Annotated in this window: 16 protein-coding genes; 8 read left to right on the top strand and 8 right to left on the bottom strand. The window is 67.0% G+C overall.

Translation table 11 applies throughout. From position 1 onward, the window contains the following. Nucleotides 1-208 precede the first annotated feature (208 nt). From BTE28158_RS06795 to andAc, 5 genes are all read right to left on the bottom strand, one after another. Nucleotides 209-1,495: a DUF445 domain-containing protein gene (locus BTE28158_RS06795; RefSeq protein ID WP_151048360.1), complete on the bottom strand. Its 1,287-nt coding sequence runs from the start codon at nt 1,493-1,495 to the stop codon at nt 209-211. 165 nt (nt 1,496-1,660) lie between these two features. Further along, the gene (gene andAa, locus BTE28158_RS06790; protein WP_151048359.1) at nt 1,661-2,881 is read right to left on the bottom strand and encodes an anthranilate 1,2-dioxygenase system ferredoxin--NAD(+) reductase; all 1,221 of its coding nucleotides are present in this window, start codon (nt 2,879-2,881) and stop codon (nt 1,661-1,663) included. After that, nucleotides 2,871-3,197, bottom strand: a complete 327-nt coding sequence (andAb, locus tag BTE28158_RS06785; RefSeq protein WP_039344765.1) for an anthranilate 1,2-dioxygenase ferredoxin subunit AndAb — start codon at nt 3,195-3,197, stop codon at nt 2,871-2,873. Before andAb ends, andAa begins: the two co-directional genes overlap by 11 nt. Before the next feature lie 16 nt (nt 3,198-3,213). Then, a complete protein-coding gene (gene andAd / locus BTE28158_RS06780; protein ID WP_059601577.1) occupies nt 3,214-3,702 on the bottom strand; it encodes an anthranilate 1,2-dioxygenase small subunit AndAd in 489 nt (162 codons plus the stop codon). Then, a complete protein-coding gene (andAc, locus tag BTE28158_RS06775; RefSeq protein ID WP_151048358.1) occupies nt 3,699-4,988 on the bottom strand; it encodes an anthranilate 1,2-dioxygenase large subunit AndAc in 1,290 nt (429 codons plus the stop codon). The genes andAd and andAc overlap by 4 nt, the downstream gene beginning before the upstream one ends. Nucleotides 4,989-5,200: 212 nt before the next feature. Between andAc and andR the strand changes: the two genes are divergently transcribed. After that, nucleotides 5,201-6,157, top strand: a complete 957-nt coding sequence (andR, locus tag BTE28158_RS06770; protein WP_151048357.1) for an anthranilate 1,2-dioxygenase regulatory protein AndR — start codon at nt 5,201-5,203, stop codon at nt 6,155-6,157. Between the two features lie 173 nt (nt 6,158-6,330). Here andR and BTE28158_RS06765 read toward each other — a convergent pair whose 3' ends face one another. Continuing rightward, entirely contained in the window at nt 6,331-7,221 is an 891-nt protein-coding gene (locus tag BTE28158_RS06765) for a LysR family transcriptional regulator (RefSeq protein ID WP_059601570.1), read from the bottom strand. Nucleotides 7,222-7,312: 91 nt separating this feature from the next. Between BTE28158_RS06765 and BTE28158_RS06760 the strand changes: the two genes are divergently transcribed. From BTE28158_RS06760 to BTE28158_RS06745, 4 genes are read left to right on the top strand one after another with little or no spacing between them, the layout of a single operon-like run. Next, a complete protein-coding gene (locus BTE28158_RS06760; protein WP_059601568.1) occupies nt 7,313-8,446 on the top strand; it encodes a muconate/chloromuconate family cycloisomerase in 1,134 nt (377 codons plus the stop codon). Nucleotides 8,447-8,482: 36 nt separating this feature from the next. Further along, complete coding sequence (gene catA / locus BTE28158_RS06755) at nt 8,483-9,385, top strand: catechol 1,2-dioxygenase (protein ID WP_124621045.1); 903 nt, start codon at nt 8,483-8,485, stop codon at nt 9,383-9,385. A 43-nt stretch (nt 9,386-9,428) separates the two neighbouring features. Continuing rightward, on the top strand, nt 9,429-9,719 hold the full coding sequence (gene catC / locus BTE28158_RS06750) for a muconolactone Delta-isomerase (RefSeq protein WP_011355923.1): 291 nt from the start codon (nt 9,429-9,431) through the stop codon (nt 9,717-9,719). Beyond that, nucleotides 9,709-10,044 carry a hypothetical protein gene (locus tag BTE28158_RS06745; RefSeq protein ID WP_124901344.1) on the top strand — a complete coding sequence of 112 codons (336 nt, stop codon included), beginning with the start codon at nt 9,709-9,711 and terminating at the stop codon, nt 10,042-10,044. Before catC ends, BTE28158_RS06745 begins: the two co-directional genes overlap by 11 nt. 55 nt (nt 10,045-10,099) lie before the next feature. Here the strand turns inward: BTE28158_RS06745 and BTE28158_RS06740 are convergent, their stop codons facing one another. Beyond that, on the bottom strand, nt 10,100-10,885 hold the full coding sequence (locus BTE28158_RS06740) for an NAD(P)H-dependent oxidoreductase (protein ID WP_151048356.1): 786 nt from the start codon (nt 10,883-10,885) through the stop codon (nt 10,100-10,102). A gap of 86 nt (nt 10,886-10,971) precedes the next feature. Here BTE28158_RS06740 and BTE28158_RS06735 point away from each other — a divergent pair, with 86 nt between their 5' ends. Both BTE28158_RS06735 and BTE28158_RS06730 read left to right on the top strand, forming a co-directional pair. Then, a complete protein-coding gene (locus BTE28158_RS06735) occupies nt 10,972-11,865 on the top strand; it encodes a LysR family transcriptional regulator (RefSeq protein WP_151048355.1) in 894 nt (297 codons plus the stop codon). A 186-nt stretch (nt 11,866-12,051) separates the two neighbouring features. Beyond that, complete coding sequence (locus tag BTE28158_RS06730) at nt 12,052-12,456, top strand: DUF2471 family protein (RefSeq protein WP_059601528.1); 405 nt, start codon at nt 12,052-12,054, stop codon at nt 12,454-12,456. 199 nt (nt 12,457-12,655) lie between these two features. On the opposite strand, the gene BTE28158_RS06725 is transcribed toward BTE28158_RS06730, so the two are convergent. After that, nucleotides 12,656-14,689: an NADPH-dependent 2,4-dienoyl-CoA reductase gene (locus tag BTE28158_RS06725; protein ID WP_151048354.1), complete on the bottom strand. Its 2,034-nt coding sequence runs from the start codon at nt 14,687-14,689 to the stop codon at nt 12,656-12,658. 76 nt (nt 14,690-14,765) lie between these two features. On the opposite strand from BTE28158_RS06725, the gene BTE28158_RS06720 reads away from it, so the two are divergent. Next, nucleotides 14,766-15,848 (top strand): AraC family transcriptional regulator, encoded by a 1,083-nt coding sequence (locus BTE28158_RS06720; RefSeq protein ID WP_151048353.1) that lies wholly within the window; start codon nt 14,766-14,768, stop codon nt 15,846-15,848. Nucleotides 15,849-15,950: the final 102 nt, after the last annotated feature.

Here is a 15,950-nt window from a genome sequence, read left to right as displayed (position 1 = left end):
CGACTTCGGCCGAATGGCCGGGTCCGGCCGCGCGAGAGGATCGGCCTGACGGTCAATTCGACGTCAAACGGCGCGGGCGGCCGTACCGTATTGCCGGAGGCACCCCGATTTCATTCACCCAACATGTAAACCATGGCTTACATACTGCGATCCATGCCCTGCCGTGCGCCACGTTCAGTATCCGGACAACCGACTGGCCGCGCCCGCATCAATGCAGCCACTGCGCCGCCCAGCGCGGCACCAGCGAGACCAGATACAGCCCGAGCCCGATCAGCCCGCCGACGAGCGTGCCGTTGATGCGGATGTACTGCAGGTCCTTGCCGATGTTCAACTCGATCTGCCGCGACATCTCGCGCGCATCCCAGTTGCGCACCGTATCGCGGATGTGACGCATCAGGAAATCCGCGAAATCCGGCGCCATCTCGTGCACGGCCTTCTCGATGTGCTCGTTCAGCGACGCACGCAGCGCCGGGCTCTGCGCGAGCCGCGCGCCGAGCCAGCCGCCGAGCGTCGCGGCCTGCCGGTGCAGCGTCGAATCGGGCCGCGCGAGATCGGCCTTCAGCCATGCGCGCAACTGGTCCCACAGATCACGCACATAGTCATTGAACGCGTCGCCGTCGCGAATGTAGCGCTTGATCTCGTCACCCTTCGCGATGAACGCAGGGTCATGCTTCAGCCGCTCGGTGAGCCGCACGACCGTGCGGTCGAAGCGCTGCCGCAACTCGTGCTCCGGATCGGCCGCCACGCCCTCGAGCACGCGGCTCACCGCGCTCGCCAGCATGCGTGCGCCGTTCTCGCCGAACCACTGCGTCGGCATGATCTTCTCGACCTTCGGGTATTGCGTCTTCAGCCATTCGACGATGAAGCCCGCGATCACCTCACGGTTCTCCTCCTTGTCGAGCACGTCGACCACCTGCTCGATCGCATCGTCGAGCAACGCCTGGTGGCGGCCGTCCTTCGTCAGCGTGTCGAGGATCGCGCCCAGCGATTGCGACAGGTCGATGCGGTCGATCACCGCGCGGAACGCGTCGTGGACGAACGACTGGATCCGCGCATCGTCGGTCATGTCGAGCGCGAAGCTCATCAGCTTCGTCACGTAGCCGCCGAGCGCGTCGGTGTTCGCGGGCTCGCCGAGCCATGCGCCGAGTCTCCGTGCGGGATCGTGCTGGCGGATCTGCGCGACGAGTGCGTCGGGACCGAGGAATTTCTCGCGCACGAACACCGCGAGGTTGTCGGCGATCTTGTCCTTGTTCTTCGGGATGATTTCGGTGTGGCGCGATACGAACGGAATCGGCACGCGGCGAAACAGCGCGACGACCGCGAACCAGTCGGCGAGCGCGCCAACCATCGCGGCCTCGGCCACCGCCTTGAAACCGTCGACCCACGGGCCGCGCGGCAGCAGGATCGTCGTGACGAATACCGCGACCGCGGCCAGCAGCAGCCATAGCGCGCGGCGCTTGCTGCGTTTCAGTTCGAGGGCTTTGTCTGGCGTCATGGGCGACCGGTGAAACGGCAATGCCGCTAATATGCACCGATCGCCGGCCCGCGACAAACCCGCGCGCGTTGCCCGAGCCGGAAAGGTTGTCCGGAACAGGTTGCGCTCGACGTTTCAGCTACCCCGGCGCGAACACGGCCGCGCTGGCCGCGTTCGCGCACTGCCTCAGAGAAAGGTCTTCAGGTTCACCGCCGGATCGGCGAGCTTCACCGGATCGGGCACGGCGCCTGCCGCGATCAGGCGCCGCGATGCACCGATGTCGCGCCCCAGGTTCGCCGCAGCCACCGCAGCGATCTTCCCGGTGTCGTCCAGCCCGAACACCGTGAACGGCCCGCTCGCGGGATCGCCACGCACGACGATCGTTCGCTCGCCGCCGAACAGCCCGAGCATCTGCAGGTTGCAATCGTACTGATCGGACCACAGCCAGGGCAGCTCGGCATACGTTTCGTCCGCACCCAGCAGGTTCGCGGCCGCGACCGCCGGCTGATTCTCCGCGACCTGCCACGACTCGATCCGCACGTGACGCCCGAGCAGCGGATTGAAGTGCATCGTCACCTCGCCCGCCGCGAAGATCGCGCGATCGGCCGTCCGGCATCCCGCATCGACACGGATACCGTTGTCGACCTCGAGGCCGGCCGCCTGCGCGAGTTCGACGTTGGGCACGACGCCGATGCCGACCACGACGATATCGGCCTGCACGTCGCCGCGATCGGTCTCGACGATCGCGCCGCCGCCCGGTGCGCGGCGAATCGCGCGCGGCAGCGTCGCCATCTGGAAGACCACGCCGCGCGCGTCATGCAGTTGCCGCGCATACGCGCCGACGACTTCCGGCAACGCACGCTGCAGCAAGCGCGCAGCCGGGTCGATCACCGTCACGTCGCAACCGAGCTGGCGTGCCGCGGCCGCCACCTCGAGGCCGATGAAGCCGCCGCCGAGCACCGCCACGCGGCGCCCCGGCGCGAGCTGCGCGCGCAACGCACGCGCGTCGGCAACGGTGCGCACGTAATGCGGGACGATGCCTTCGTCGACCGGCCCGCCGAACGCACGCACGCGCGAACCCGTCGCGAGCACGAGGCGGGCGAACGGCAACGTCGCGCCGTCGTCGAGCCGCACACGCTGCGCGTCGCGCTCGATCGCATCGACGCGCGTGCCGAGCCGCAGCTCGATGCGCTGCGCGTCGTACCATGCCGCATCGCGGATGAACGCGCGCTGCTCGCCGCCGTCGCCCAGCAGCGCGTCCTTCGACAGCGCGGGCCGGTCGTACGGCAGTTCGCGCTCCGCGCCGATCATCACGATGCGTGCGTCGGCGTCGCGCGCGCGCAGCGCCTCGGCGGTGCGCCGCGCCGCATGGCCGGCACCGACGATCACGAACGGGTCAGCCGACATTGACTTCCACCTGACCGTCGACGATCCGGATCGGATAAGTCCGCACCGGCTCGGTGATCGGCGCGCACTTCGGCGCACCCGTGCGAATGTCGATCAGCCCCTGGTGCAGCGGGCATTCGACGCAACCGTCTTCCACATAGCCTTCGGACAGCCGCGCGTGACCATGCGAACAGAGGTCGTGCATCGCGAACAGTTCGTCGCCGATCCGGAACACCGCGATCGGCTTCTGGCCGGCGACGCGCGCCGCCGGTTCGTCTTCGGAGAATTCGTCGAATGCGCCCAGCGGATGCCATTCGGCGAGCGTTGCTTCGGTCATGTCGTTTCCTTGGCTGTCAGATCGGGGTGGCGAGCAGCGTCTGCACGCGCGACGTGTCGTAGATCACGCGCTTGGTCTTGTAGCGCAGCCCGTCGGGCGTGCGCACGACCGTGTCGTAGTACTTGCCGGCCTGGTACACGTTCGATTCGCCGTTGCTGCGCGTCTGCACGACCACGTAGTTGCTCTCCGTGTCGATCTCGCCGTCGCGCTCCGCAACGATCGTGAGCCCCGACGTCATGTGCCGGTACGTGTGCTCTTCAAAGATGTTCGCGTGCCGCAGCGACACCACGCGGTCGCGCAGCATGCGCTGGTTCGTGCAGTGGACGATCCCGACCGGCAGCCCGAGATCCGCGTTCTCCTTCGGCACGATCTCGTACGTGCAGTCCTCGGTGAACATTTCCGGCCAGTGTTCGAGCCGGTCGTTGTCGAGGTGGCCGATGTAGCGGTTCTGGAGCATGTAAATCTCGAACCACGTCTTCATGTCTTCCGTCAGGTTTTCCATCATTGCGCGCTCCCGCTTCGATAGCCCATCAGCTTCTGGTACCCGACCCAGAACTTGCGGATCAGGCTTTCGGTGATCACCGTGTCCTGCTGATCCGGGTTGCCGCGCGACATCTCGATCACCGACGTCGCGTCGGCGTCGCGCACCGTGCCGCGCTGCACGAGCTCGGTCGCTTCCGTGTCTTCCATCGAGATGTAGCCGGCCGGCCCGACCAGGTTCGCCTGCTTGATGCGCAGCGCGCGCAGCTCGGGCGTGTCGTCCGCGTAGCCGAAGAAGTGGAAGATCAGCTCGAAGTTGTCCGGCCCCTTCGGCAGGATCTGGCGCGCGACCAGCGTGTTGTGGATCTGCTGGATCACGAGTTGCGGAAAGATCGGCTGGATATGGTTCGTGCAGTCCTCGTCGTATTCCGACACGAGATCGAGGATCGATTCGTCTTCCAGATGGAAGCCCTCGTCGAACGAGCGGATGTTCTGCTGCTTGTACGCGGCCGACGTGTCGTCGTTCGTCTTCGTCACCGTGATGATGCTGTGCAGCCCGTGGTTCGCATCCGGAATCGAGCGCGCCTTCATCCCGACGCGGAAGATGTTGAAGGTCGTATGGAACAGGTGCAGCATGCTCGCGTGATACGGATCCTTCACGTTCTCCATGTACAGCTTCCAGTTCGACTTCGAATACTGGCGCGTGCAGCCGAGATACTCGATCGGCTTGTGGAAGATCCGGTCGATCCACGGACGCATCTGCTCGCCGAGATAGTCGGGCAGCGGCGCCACTTCATCGCTGAAAGTCGCGAACACGAGCCCGCGATAGCTGTCGACGCGCAGCTTGCGCAGCCCGTGCTGCTTCGGGTCGAAGTCGGCCGGCATCCCGGTCATCCCCTTCTGGCCGCGCCGGAACGGCACGCCGAGCAGGTTGCCCTGGTTGTCGAAGCTCCACTGGTGATAGACGCACGTGTGCGAGCTCGCGTTGCCGCGCGACTTGCGGCACACCTGCGCGCCGCGGTGCGCGCAGCGGTTCACCCATGCGGACAGCGTGCCGTCCTCGGTGCGCGTGACGACGACCGGCGTGTCGCCGACGAACGTGCTCTTGAAGTCGCCGGCGTTCGGGATTTCCGCTTCCAGCGCGACGAAGTTCCATGTCGGCCCGCGGAAGATGCGTTCCTGCTCGCGTTCGTAGACGGCCTGCGAGCTGAACACCTTGTACGGCACGCGCGAGCCGTCGTCGTGCGGAAAGCGCACATCGGACGCGTCGTCGCGCGCGGCGAATACGACGGGCGATTCTGTCTGCTCCATGTCGGACTCCTTCTGGTTCCGTTTCGTTGATTGCATGGAGCCGATTTTTGAAAAGCTAAAATTCGGCGTCTATCCGGAAAGTGCGATTGCGGCGGCGCAATATCCACTTTCGGCGGATTTCTGCGCTAGCATGGCGACACACGCGACCCGAGCGCGATCCCGACCCATTCGTCGGATCGAAGCGCCCGTCGTTCATACCAAGGCTGATGCCCATGTCCCCAACGTCGTTCGAGCCGCTTGCGCTGCGTGCGCACCGGCTGTTCGAATCCCGCGATCTCGACGAGACGCGCGAGCGGATCTCGCGCGTGATGCAGCCGCACGCGCTGCTGCCGAGCGGCCGCGTGCAAGGCGCATCGCATATGGATTTCGTGCGGCTCGGCGGGCTCGGCATCGGCACCATCGCGTTCGGCGACGCGATGCGCGTGCAGGTCGACGCCGTCGACGGTTATTACCTGCTGATGTTCTGCCTGTCCGGGCAGGCGGAAGTCCACGCGATGGGGCGCCGGCTCGGCGTCGACGGGCAGACCGGCGTGCTGTGCGCGCCCGGCGAGCGCTTCGACGCGGTGCTGTCCGCCGATTGCGAGCAGTTCGTGCTGCGCATCGATGCCGCGACCGTCGGTTCGCTGACCGGCGACCCGCGCGCGATGCTCGACCCCGTGCTGCACATCAGCGATGCCGCGCTCACCGCGTGGCGCCAGCAGCTGATGCTCGTCGCCCGCTCGCCGGCGCTGCTCGAACGGGCGAACGCGAACCCGCGCGTCGCGTCGCAGCTCGAGCATCTGCTGATCGATTTGCTGATCGAAGGCCACCCGCCGTCGGTACCGAGCGCGCGCCAGGATCCCGCGCCGGGCTTCGTGCGGCGCGCGCAGGAGTTCGTGAACGCACACTACGCGCAGCCGTTGCAGCTCATCGATATCGTCCAGGCCGCCAACGTACCGGAGCGGACACTGCGTGACGCCTTCCTGCAGTTCCGCGGAATGAGCCCGATGCAATACCTGCGCGCGACGCGACTCAAGCATGCGCGGGAGTTGCTGCGCGGGTCGGTGTCCGAGCGACGGATCGCCGATATCGCGCTCGATTGCGGGTTCACGCACCTCGGGCGATTCGCGATCGCGTACCGGGAGAAGTTCGGGGAGTCGCCCTCGGAGACGCTCGACGGGAAGCGGTAAGTGGTGAGTGGTCGCGGGGACGCTGGCTTGCCGGTTACCGGCCGGCCCGGCTTGCCGGCTCGCTGTCCGCCTGCATCAGCGGCAGATGACATCGCATCGCGACACCCGCTCCGCATTCGCCTTGGCGCGCCGAATTTGACCGTTAGTTGCAGTCAATACGGAAACGACCGTCCCTACGCTGCCGGCGCAATCATCTCCCGCGCGATCGCGCAGAACGCGGTCGTCGCGGCGCTTTCGCCGTGCAGCCGGCGGCTCATGATGATCGGCGACGTCGCCGTGGGTTCCGGCAGCCGCCGGTAGACGACGCCCTTCACGCGCACGCCTTCGACGCTTTCCGGCACCAGCGACACGCCCACCTGCGCGGCGACGAGCCCGAGCGCCGTCTGCAGTTCGCGCACCTCGTGCACGGCCGCCGGCACGAGCGCGCCGTCGCGCAGCGCGGACAACTGCTGGTCCGCGAAGCTCGGCCGCGGCGTGCTCGGATAGACGATCAGCGTCTCGTTCGCGATGTCCGCGAGCGTCAGCGGCCGGCCCGGATCGGCGAGCGGATGCCCGACCGGCAGCGCCGCGATCAGCTTTTCCTCGATCAGCGCCTCGCGCACGAGCTGGTCGTCGTCGAAGCGCAGGCGGCCGAACCCGACGTCGATCCGCCCGCCCTTCAGTGCCCCCAGTTGCTCGAGCGTGAACATTTCGATCAGCGACAGCTCGACGCCCGGGTGCGCCTCGCGAAACGCGCGGATCACGTCCGGCAGCGCGCCGTAGAGCGTCGACGGCACGAAGCCGATCACGATCCGCTCCGACAACTGCGCGAGCCGCCGCGTCAGCGGGCCGAGCTCGTCGGCCTGTTCGACGACGCGCGTCGCCTGCGCATAGAACACGCGGCCCGCGTCGGTCAGCTTCAGCGGCCGCGCGCCGCGCTCGAACAGCGGCAGCCCGACCTCGTCCTCGATCGCCTGGAGCTGGCGGCTCAGCGGCGGCTGCGTCATGTGCAGGCGCTCCGCCGCCCGCGTGATGTTCATTTCCTCCGCGACGGCGATGAAATACCGGAGCTGGCGCAATTCCATTTCATGCCTCAAAGGTATGGAAGTAGTCGGAAAGAGTGTTGGACGCCGCTCGGCGGAAATTCCTACCATGTGCACCAACAGGAGGAATCGCATGATAGCAACTACCGCCACCATCGAACGCGTCGAGACGCTGCTCGTCGACGTGCCGACGATCAGGCCCCACAAGCTGTCGGTCGCCACGATGAATTGCCAGACCCTCGTGCTGGTCCGCGTTCGATGCACGGACGGTATCGAAGGCGTCGGCGAGGCGACCACGATCGGCGGTCTCGCGTATGGCGAGGAAAGCCCCGAGAGCATCAAGGTCAACATCGACACCTACTTCGCGCCGCTGCTGCAGGGCATGGACGCGACGCGCCCGGGCGCCGCGATGGCGCGTGCGCGCAAGCTGTTCCAGGGCAACCGGTTCGCGAAATGCGCGCTCGAGACCGCACTGTTCGACGCGCAGGCGCGTCGCCTCGGCGTGCCGCTGTCCGAGCTGTTCGGCGGCCGCACGACCGATGCGGTCGACGTTGCGTGGACGCTCGCGAGCGGCGACACGCAGCGCGACATCGCGGAAGCCGAGGCGATGCTCGACGCGCGCCGCCATCGCGCGTTCAAGCTGAAGATCGGCTCGAATGCGGTCGACGATGACGTCGCGCACGTGATCGCGATCAAGCGCGCGCTCGGCGAGCGCGGCGACGTCCGCGTCGACGTGAATCAGGCATGGACCGAAACCGACGCGATCCGCGCGGGCGCCCGACTTGCGGAGGCCGGCGTGAGCCTCGTCGAACAACCGATCGCGGCGACCAACCGTGCGGGGCTGAAGCGCCTCACGCAACTCGCGCAGATTCCGATCATGGCCGACGAGGCGCTGCACGGCCCCGTCGATGCATTCGCGCTCGCGCAGGACCGCGCGGCCGACGTGTTCGCGGTGAAGATCGCGCAATCGGGCGGCCTGCTCGGTGCGGCGAGCGTCGCATCGATCGCGTCGGCCGCCGGCATCGACCTGTACGGCGGCACGATGCTCGAAGGCGCGGCCGGCACGATGGCGTCCGCGCAGCTGTTCAGCACGTTCGGCTCGCTGAAATGGGGCACCGAGCTGTTCGGCCCGCTGCTGCTCACCGAGGAAATCCTCGTCGAGCCGCTGCGTTACCAGGATTTCAAGCTGCACCTGCCGGCGACGCCCGGCCTCGGCATCACCTTCGACTGGGCCCGCATCGAACGGATGCGACGCGACGCCCGCTGATCCCGCATGACACGACAACCGAAACCGGAGACACAGATGAACAAGCAAGCCATCGACGCCCTGCTGAAAACCTTCGACGACGCCGCGGAAAAGCCCGGCAACCCGCGCGTGCGCGCGATCGTCAACCGGATCGTGAAGGACATCTGCTACACGATCGAGGACTTCGACGTGCAGCCGAGCGAGTTCTGGACCGCGCTCAACTACCTGAACGAAGCCGGCCGTGAATTCGGGCTGATCGCCGCGGGCCTCGGCCTCGAGCGCTTCCTCGACGTGCGGATGGACGAGGCCGAGGAGAAAGCCGGCTTCCAGGGCGGCACGCCGCGCACGATCGAAGGGCCGCTGTACGTCGCGGGCGCGCCGGAATCGGTCGGCCATGCGCGTCTCGACGACGGCACCGATCCGGGCCAGACGCTGATCATGCGCGGTCAGGTACTCGGTCAGGACGGCGCGCCGATCCCGAATGCGCTCGTCGAAGTGTGGCACGCGAACCATCTGGGCAACTATTCGTACTTCGATCAGTCGCAGCCGGCGTTCAACCTGCGCCGCTCGATCCGAACCGATGCCGAGGGCCGCTACAGCTTCCGCAGCGTGCTGCCGGTCGGCTACAGCGTGCCGCCGGGCAGCAAGACCGAACAGCTGCTCGACCAGCTCGGCCGCCACGGCCATCGTCCGGCGCACATCCACTTCTTCGTTTCCGCGGACGGATATCGTAAGCTGACGACGCAGATCAACATCGAAGGCGACCCGCACATCTGGGACGACTTCGCATTCGCGACCCGCGAAGGGCTGATCCCGAAGGTCAAGCAGGCCGAGGGCGCGCAAGGCAAGCCGTATGGCATCGACGGGCCGTTCGCGCTGATCGACTTCGATTTCTCGCTGCTCAAGGACAAGCAGGACGTGCCGGCGAGCGAAGTCGCGCGGGCACGGGCGCAGGCCTGAGCGGCCGTCCCGTTCGACGAATCGACAACGCAAGGAGCACAGGATGCTGTTTCATGTGGAAATGACCGTCCGTCTGCCGACGGACATGGATCCGGTCAAGGCGGCCACGCTGAAGGCCGAAGAGAAGGCGATGTGCCAGCGGCTCATGAACGAAGGGACCTGGCGGCATCTGTGGCGTATCGCGGGGCAGTATGCGAACGTGAGTATTTTCGATGTGGAAAGCGTGCAGCAGCTGCATGACCTGTTGAGCCAGCTGCCGTTGTTTCCGTATATGGAGATGGAGGTGCGGGCGCTGTGCCGGCATCCTTCTTCGGTGCGGGAGGATGATCGGTAACCAGGCGGTCGAGCACGGACAAAACGGACGGCCTGCGATCGCATTGCGGGCCGCCCGTTTCATTTCGACATCCGCAGCGTCGGATCAGGTTGCCGCGCGGCTACTTCTGCGCCCCCATCTTGTCGGCGACATTGTCGCCATACACCTTCGCGATACGTCGCGCGACGATCGCCTGCAGCAGCGTTTCAGTGAAATCGTCGGTGGTTTTCCAGCCGCTGCCGTCCTTGACGAACGTGAAGTCACCCCTTCACGGATTCGCTGCGCGGCCCGTGCGGGCCTATTGTGCAGACGCGTCGCGTCGATCTCAGGAAACGACTCGATTTGATTGCAGGCGCCGATATGCCCACACCGCACTTCCCGCGACGGCCTCTCAAGCGCAATCAATACGCGTGCGCAAGATGAGCGGCAAATCCCTCTTTGCCCGGCGCGATCTCCGCCTTCAGCGTCAGCGCCGGAATCTCGTAATCGCCCGCATTCTGCCGCCGGAACGGAATCGGCTGCGCGGTCCACAGTTCGTCCAGACGCTTGCCGAGCGCAGCACGCGTTTCGTCGAAGCGCACGTCGTTCATCCGCCCCGTCCGGTAGATCACGAACGGCGGCAGCACGTCGAACCCCGGGTAATACAGGATCCCGTGCTGGATCGGAAACAGCACGTCGTCGATCGGCCCGTTGATGCCGCGTGCGCTGTAGTGCGACTCCCAGCCGCCCGTCGTGACGATCACCATCGCCCGCTTGCCCGCCAGCGAGCCCTCGCCGTAACGGTCGCCCCAATGCTGGTCGGAGTGTTCGCCGACGCCGTACGCAAAACCATACGCATACACGCGCTCGACCCAGCCCTTCATGATCGCCGGCATCGAGAACCACCACAGCGGAAACTGCAGGATCACCGCGTCGGCCCACTTCAGCTTGGCCTGTTCGCGCGCGATGTCGTCGCGCTGCGTGCCCGTTTCGAACGCGCGCTTCGAATCGAGCGCGGGATCGAAGCGCGCGTCGGGCGCACGGTCGGTCACGTCATGCGCATCGAACGCGGCCTTCCAGTTCATCGCGTACAGATCGCTCACCTGCACGGCATGGCCCGCGGCTTGGAGATGCTCGACCGCGAAGTCGCGCAGCGCGCCGTTCAGCGAACGCGGTTCCGGATGGGCATAAACGATCAGCACATTCATGTTCGTCACTCCGTTGATTGAATGACTGCAGGATGCCGTCGCCGACGGTATATTGGAAATGAATTCCCGATATTCCAGGTATAGCCATGAACAATCTCAGACGACTGGATCTGAACCTGCTGGTCACGCTCGACGTGCTGCTCGCCGAGCACAACGTCACGCGGGCGGCCGAGAAACTGAACATGTCGCAGCCGTCGGTCAGCGTGCAGTTGCAGAAACTGCGCGATCTGTTCGGCGATCCACTGCTGCTGCCGGGGCCGCGCGGGATGCGGCCGACCGCGCGCGCGGAAACGCTGCGCGCGCCGCTACGGGATGCACTCGAAGCAGTCGAACGCGCGGTGCTGACGGCCACGCCGTTCGATCCCGCGACCGCGACGAACACGTGGCGCGTGGCCGCGACCGACTATGGCGAATCGACGATCGTCCTGCCCGCGCTGAACACGCTGCGATCGGCCGCCCCCGCGACGCGACTCGCCGTCGTCGAGCTCGTGCCGCCGCGCATCGAGCAGGACGCGGAGCGAAACGGCATCGACCTGGCCTTCCACACGACAGAAGGTTCGCCGGAGGGGATGCGGCGCCTGCCGCTGTTCGTCGAGCGCTACGTGCTCGTCGGCCGCGCCGGTCATCCGAAGCTGAAGCGGCGCCCGACGCTCGCGCAGTTCGGCGCGCTGGAACACGTGATCGTGTCGCCCGACGGGGGCGGCTTCTTCGGCGTGACCGACGAAACGCTCGCGAAGGCGGGTGCCGCACGGCGTGTCGTGCTGTCCGTTCCGCATTTCCTGTTCGTGATGTCGGCCGTCGCCAGCACGGATCTCGTCGCGATGCTGCCCGAGCGGCTGGTGCGCGACGTGCCCGCGCTGCGCGTGGTGGACGCGCCGGTCGAGGTGCCCGGCTACGAAATGTCGATGCTCTGGCACGAGCGCGTGCATCGCGATCCCGCTCATCGGTGGTTGCGGGAGACGATCGCGGCGTCGGTGTAAATCGTTCGCGAAAGCCGCGCGGTGCGCGCGTCGGGCAGCGTCGCCGCCGCGCTCGCCCCCGTGCCGGCAAGCAGACGTGCATTCAGGACTTGAAACCGCCTCGAACACTGTATATATTTACAGTGCTTTTGCACCATTTGACCCGAATTCCGTCACCCATGACGGACGGACTTTTGTGAGGCGACCATGTTCCAGTCATCCGCATTCGATCCCGAGCAACCCGGCTTCAACCCCGCGCACTTCGAGCGTGCCGCGCAGCGGGCAGTCGTCGACCTGCAGCGTGTCGTCGGCGGCCCCGCGCAACGCGCGCTCGGCCTGCGACGCCGCACGCATCCGGCCGCCGTCCGCACAATGAGCTGGCAGGCGCTGCTGAACGTCGAGGAACTCGCGTTCTCGAATACCGGTTTCCTGAGCCGCAACGATCCGACCGTCGTCGATGCGTTCATCCGCCTGCGCGATAGCCGGCTGGTCGCAGCGGATGTCGAGGAGCCGGTCGACTGGCGTCGCGACGACGACGACCTGCCGGCCGTCTACCTGATCGTCAAGGCGATGCTGGAAGCGGAAGAGGAAGAGCGGGCCGAAGCGGCCTGACGTCCGCCGGCCAGTGGCGAATGGTGTTCTGCCAGAATCGCGTCGCCACGTTGCATGGCGACGCGGTGCATCCTTTCCAGGTCGTCCGCATGCCCCGGCACGTCGAATGAATCACCGCGCGGGAAGTCGCGAGGCGTCGCGCAGGCGGGTCATCGCCGCGTGACGCACTCCGCCGCTTCGCAACCCGGAACGGCGCCCGTTACAGCCGCGCCGCGAGCCGCGAGCCCTGATCGATCGCCCGCTTCGCATCGAGCTCGGCGGCCAGTTCCGCACCACCGATCAGATGCACCGAGCGTCCGGCCGCCTGCAACGGCGCGAGCAGCGCGCGCTGCGGTTCCTGCCCCGTGCACAGCACGATCGTGTCGGCTTCGATCAGTTCATGATCGGTGCGCTGCTCGCCGTACGATACGTGCAACCCGCGCGCATCGATCAGTTCGTAGTTCACGCCGCCGATCATCTTCACCTGCTTCATCTTCAGCGTCGCGCGGTGAATCCAGCCGGTCGTCTTGCCGAGCCCCTTGCCGAGCGGCGCGGCCTTGCGCTGCAGCAGCGTCACTTCGCGAGCCGGCGCCGCGACCTGCGCGCGCGTCACGCCGCCGCGCGTCGCGGCCGGATCGGTCACGCCCCACTCCGCTTTCCACTCTTCCAGATCGAGCGTCGGCGACTCGCCGCCTTGCACCAGATATTCGGCGACGTCGAAGCCGATGCCGCCGGCGCCGACCACCGCGACACGCCGGCCGACCGGCTGCCCGCCGGCCAGCACGTCGATGTAGCTGAGCACGTTCGGCCCATCCTGGCCGGGAATCTTCGGGTCGCGCGGCGCCACGCCGGTCGCGAGCACGATCTCGTCGTAGCCGCCGGCGATCAGGTCGCTCGCGTCGACGCGACGATTCAAGTGCAGGTTCACGCCGGTCAGCTCGACCTGACGGCCGAAATAACGCAGCGCTTCGTCGAACTCCTCCTTGCCCGGAATCCGCTTCGCCATGTTGAACTGGCCGCCGATCTCCGGCGCCGCGTCGAACAGATCGACGTGGTGGCCGCGCTGCGCGAGCACGGTCGAGCACGCGAGCCCGGCCGGCCCCGCGCCGACCACCGCGATACGCTTGGGCTGCTGCACGCGCGTATAAACCAGCTCGGTCTCGTGGCATGCGCGCGGGTTCAGCAGGCATGACGCGATCTTGTTCTTGAACGCGTGATCGAGACACGCCTGGTTGCAGCCGATGCAGGTGTTGATCTCATCTGCCCGACCTTGCGCGGCCTTGACGACGAACTCGGCATCCGCGAGCAGCGGGCGCGCCATCGACACCATGTCCGCGCAGCCGTCCGCGAGAATCTGCTCGGCCACCTCGGGCCGGTTGATCCGGTTGGTCGTCACGAGCGGAATGCCGACCTCGCCCTTCATCTTCTTCGTCACCCACGCGAACGCGCCGCGCGGCACGGAGGTCGCGATCGTCGGCACGCGCGCCTCGTGCCAGCCGATCCCGGTATTGATGATGGTCGCGCCCGCGCGCTCGACGGCCTTCGCGAGCTGCACGGTCTCGCTCCAGTCGCTGCCGTCCGGAATCAGGTCGAGCATCGACAGCCGGTAGATCAGGATGAAGTCGCGGCCGACCGCCTCGCGCGTGCGCTCGACGATCTCGATCGGCAGCCGGATCCGGTTCTCGTACGAACCGCCCCACTGGTCGCTGCGCTTGTTCGTATGCATCGAGATGAACTGGTTGATCAGGTAGCCCTCGGAGCCCATGATCTCGACGCCGTCGTAGCCGCCCTCGCGCGCAAGCTGCGCGCAGCGGACGAACGCGCGGATCTGCCGCTCCACGCCGCGCGCGCTGAGTTCGTGCGGCGCGAACGGCGAAATCGGCGACTTGATCTTCGACGGCGCGACCGCGAACGGGTGGTAGCCGTAGCGGCCGGTATGCAGGATCTGCAGCGCGATCTTGCCGTCGTCCGCATGCACGGCATCGGTGATCACGCGATGGCGCCGCGCGCCGGCCGACGTCATCAGCGTGCCGCCGAACGGCTTGGTCCAGCCGGCCACGTTCGGCGCGAAGCCGCCGGTCACGATCAGGCCGACGCCGCCGCGCGCGCGTTCGGCGAAATAGTCGGCGAGCCGCGGCAGCGTCTTGCGGCTGTCCTCGAGGCCCGTGTGCATCGAGCCCATCAGCACCCGATTCTTCAGCGTGGTGAAGCCCAGGTCGAGCGGCGCGAGCAGGTGGGGAAAGGAAGTCGTCATGGTGAGTCTGCCAATAATCGATACGTGCCATCGTAGGCCGCGCGCCGCCTTGAACGTGAGGGGGCAAACAGCCATAATGCTTGTCATTTTCGGCCAAATCGACATGACCTCCCCGTCACGCAAGGACCACCTCGGGCTACGCCGGCCGACGATTCCGGTCGCCTATACGCGCCTGCTGCTGCAGGCGCTCGCCGAGCGCGGCGTCGATCCGGCCGCCGTGCGCGCGGGAACCGGGCTGCGCGACGCCGTGCTGGCCGAACCGGACGCGCGCGTCGCGCCGTCGCAATGGGGCCGGCTCGTGCTCAACGCGATCGAGATCGGCGGCGATCCGGGCATCGGGCTCGCGTTCGGGCTGCTGCTGAAGCCGACCGTGCACGGCTTCCTCGGATATGCGACGCTGACCGCGCGGGACATCCGCGAAGCGCTGGTCGTCACGCAGCGCTACTTCCGGATGCGCAACCGCCAGTATCGGCTGACCTATGCGGAGGACGAACATGGCGCGACGCTCGAACTGCACGGCGTGCAGGCGAGCCCCGTGCTGCAACATCACGTGATGTTCGAGTTCGTGCTGACGGGGCTCGCGCAGAACATCTCGCAGTGGTCCGGGCGCGCATCGCCGCCGATCGCGCTGCGCTTCGCATGGCCGCAGCCCGATTACTTCGCACGCTATCGCGACCAGCTGCCGCCGGTCGAATTCGGCTGTGCGGCGAACGCGCTGTGGATCGCCCGCGACGTACTCGACTGGCCGCTGCCGCTCGCCGACGAAGTCGCGCACCGGCAAGCGCTCGTGCAGGTCGAGCGCGAGTATGCGCAGGTGCGTCAGGAGGAAGGCGATCTCGTCGAGCGCGTGCGCGCGGAACTGGCGCGAACGGCCGGCAACTATTCAAGTCCGGAGGCGCTCGCCGACGCGCTGCTCGTATCGACGCGCACGTTGCGGCGCCGGCTCGAGGAAGCCGGGTCGAGCTACCGGCAACTGCTCGACGAAGCGCGGTTTCGCGACGCGAAGCAGTTGCTGTCCGCGTCGGATCTCGACCTGAAGACGATCGCCGAGCGGCTGCAGTTCACCGATCCGGCGAATTTCACGCGGGCATTCCGGCGCTGGGCCGGGCAGACGCCGAGCGCCTATCGGGAAGCCGCCGCCGCGACCACGCGCGAATGACCGGCGAACGCAGGCGGCACCACGCGCCCGGTCGGGATTTCATCGTTCGGTCGAACGGCAATCGGCCGCTTCGCGCCGAGCACGATCCTGCGTTCGGCGTTC

This window comes from Burkholderia diffusa (assembly GCF_902499115.1).
Lineage (GTDB): Bacteria > Pseudomonadota > Gammaproteobacteria > Burkholderiales > Burkholderiaceae > Burkholderia > Burkholderia diffusa.
This window is presented reverse-complemented; position numbering and strand designations above follow the sequence as displayed.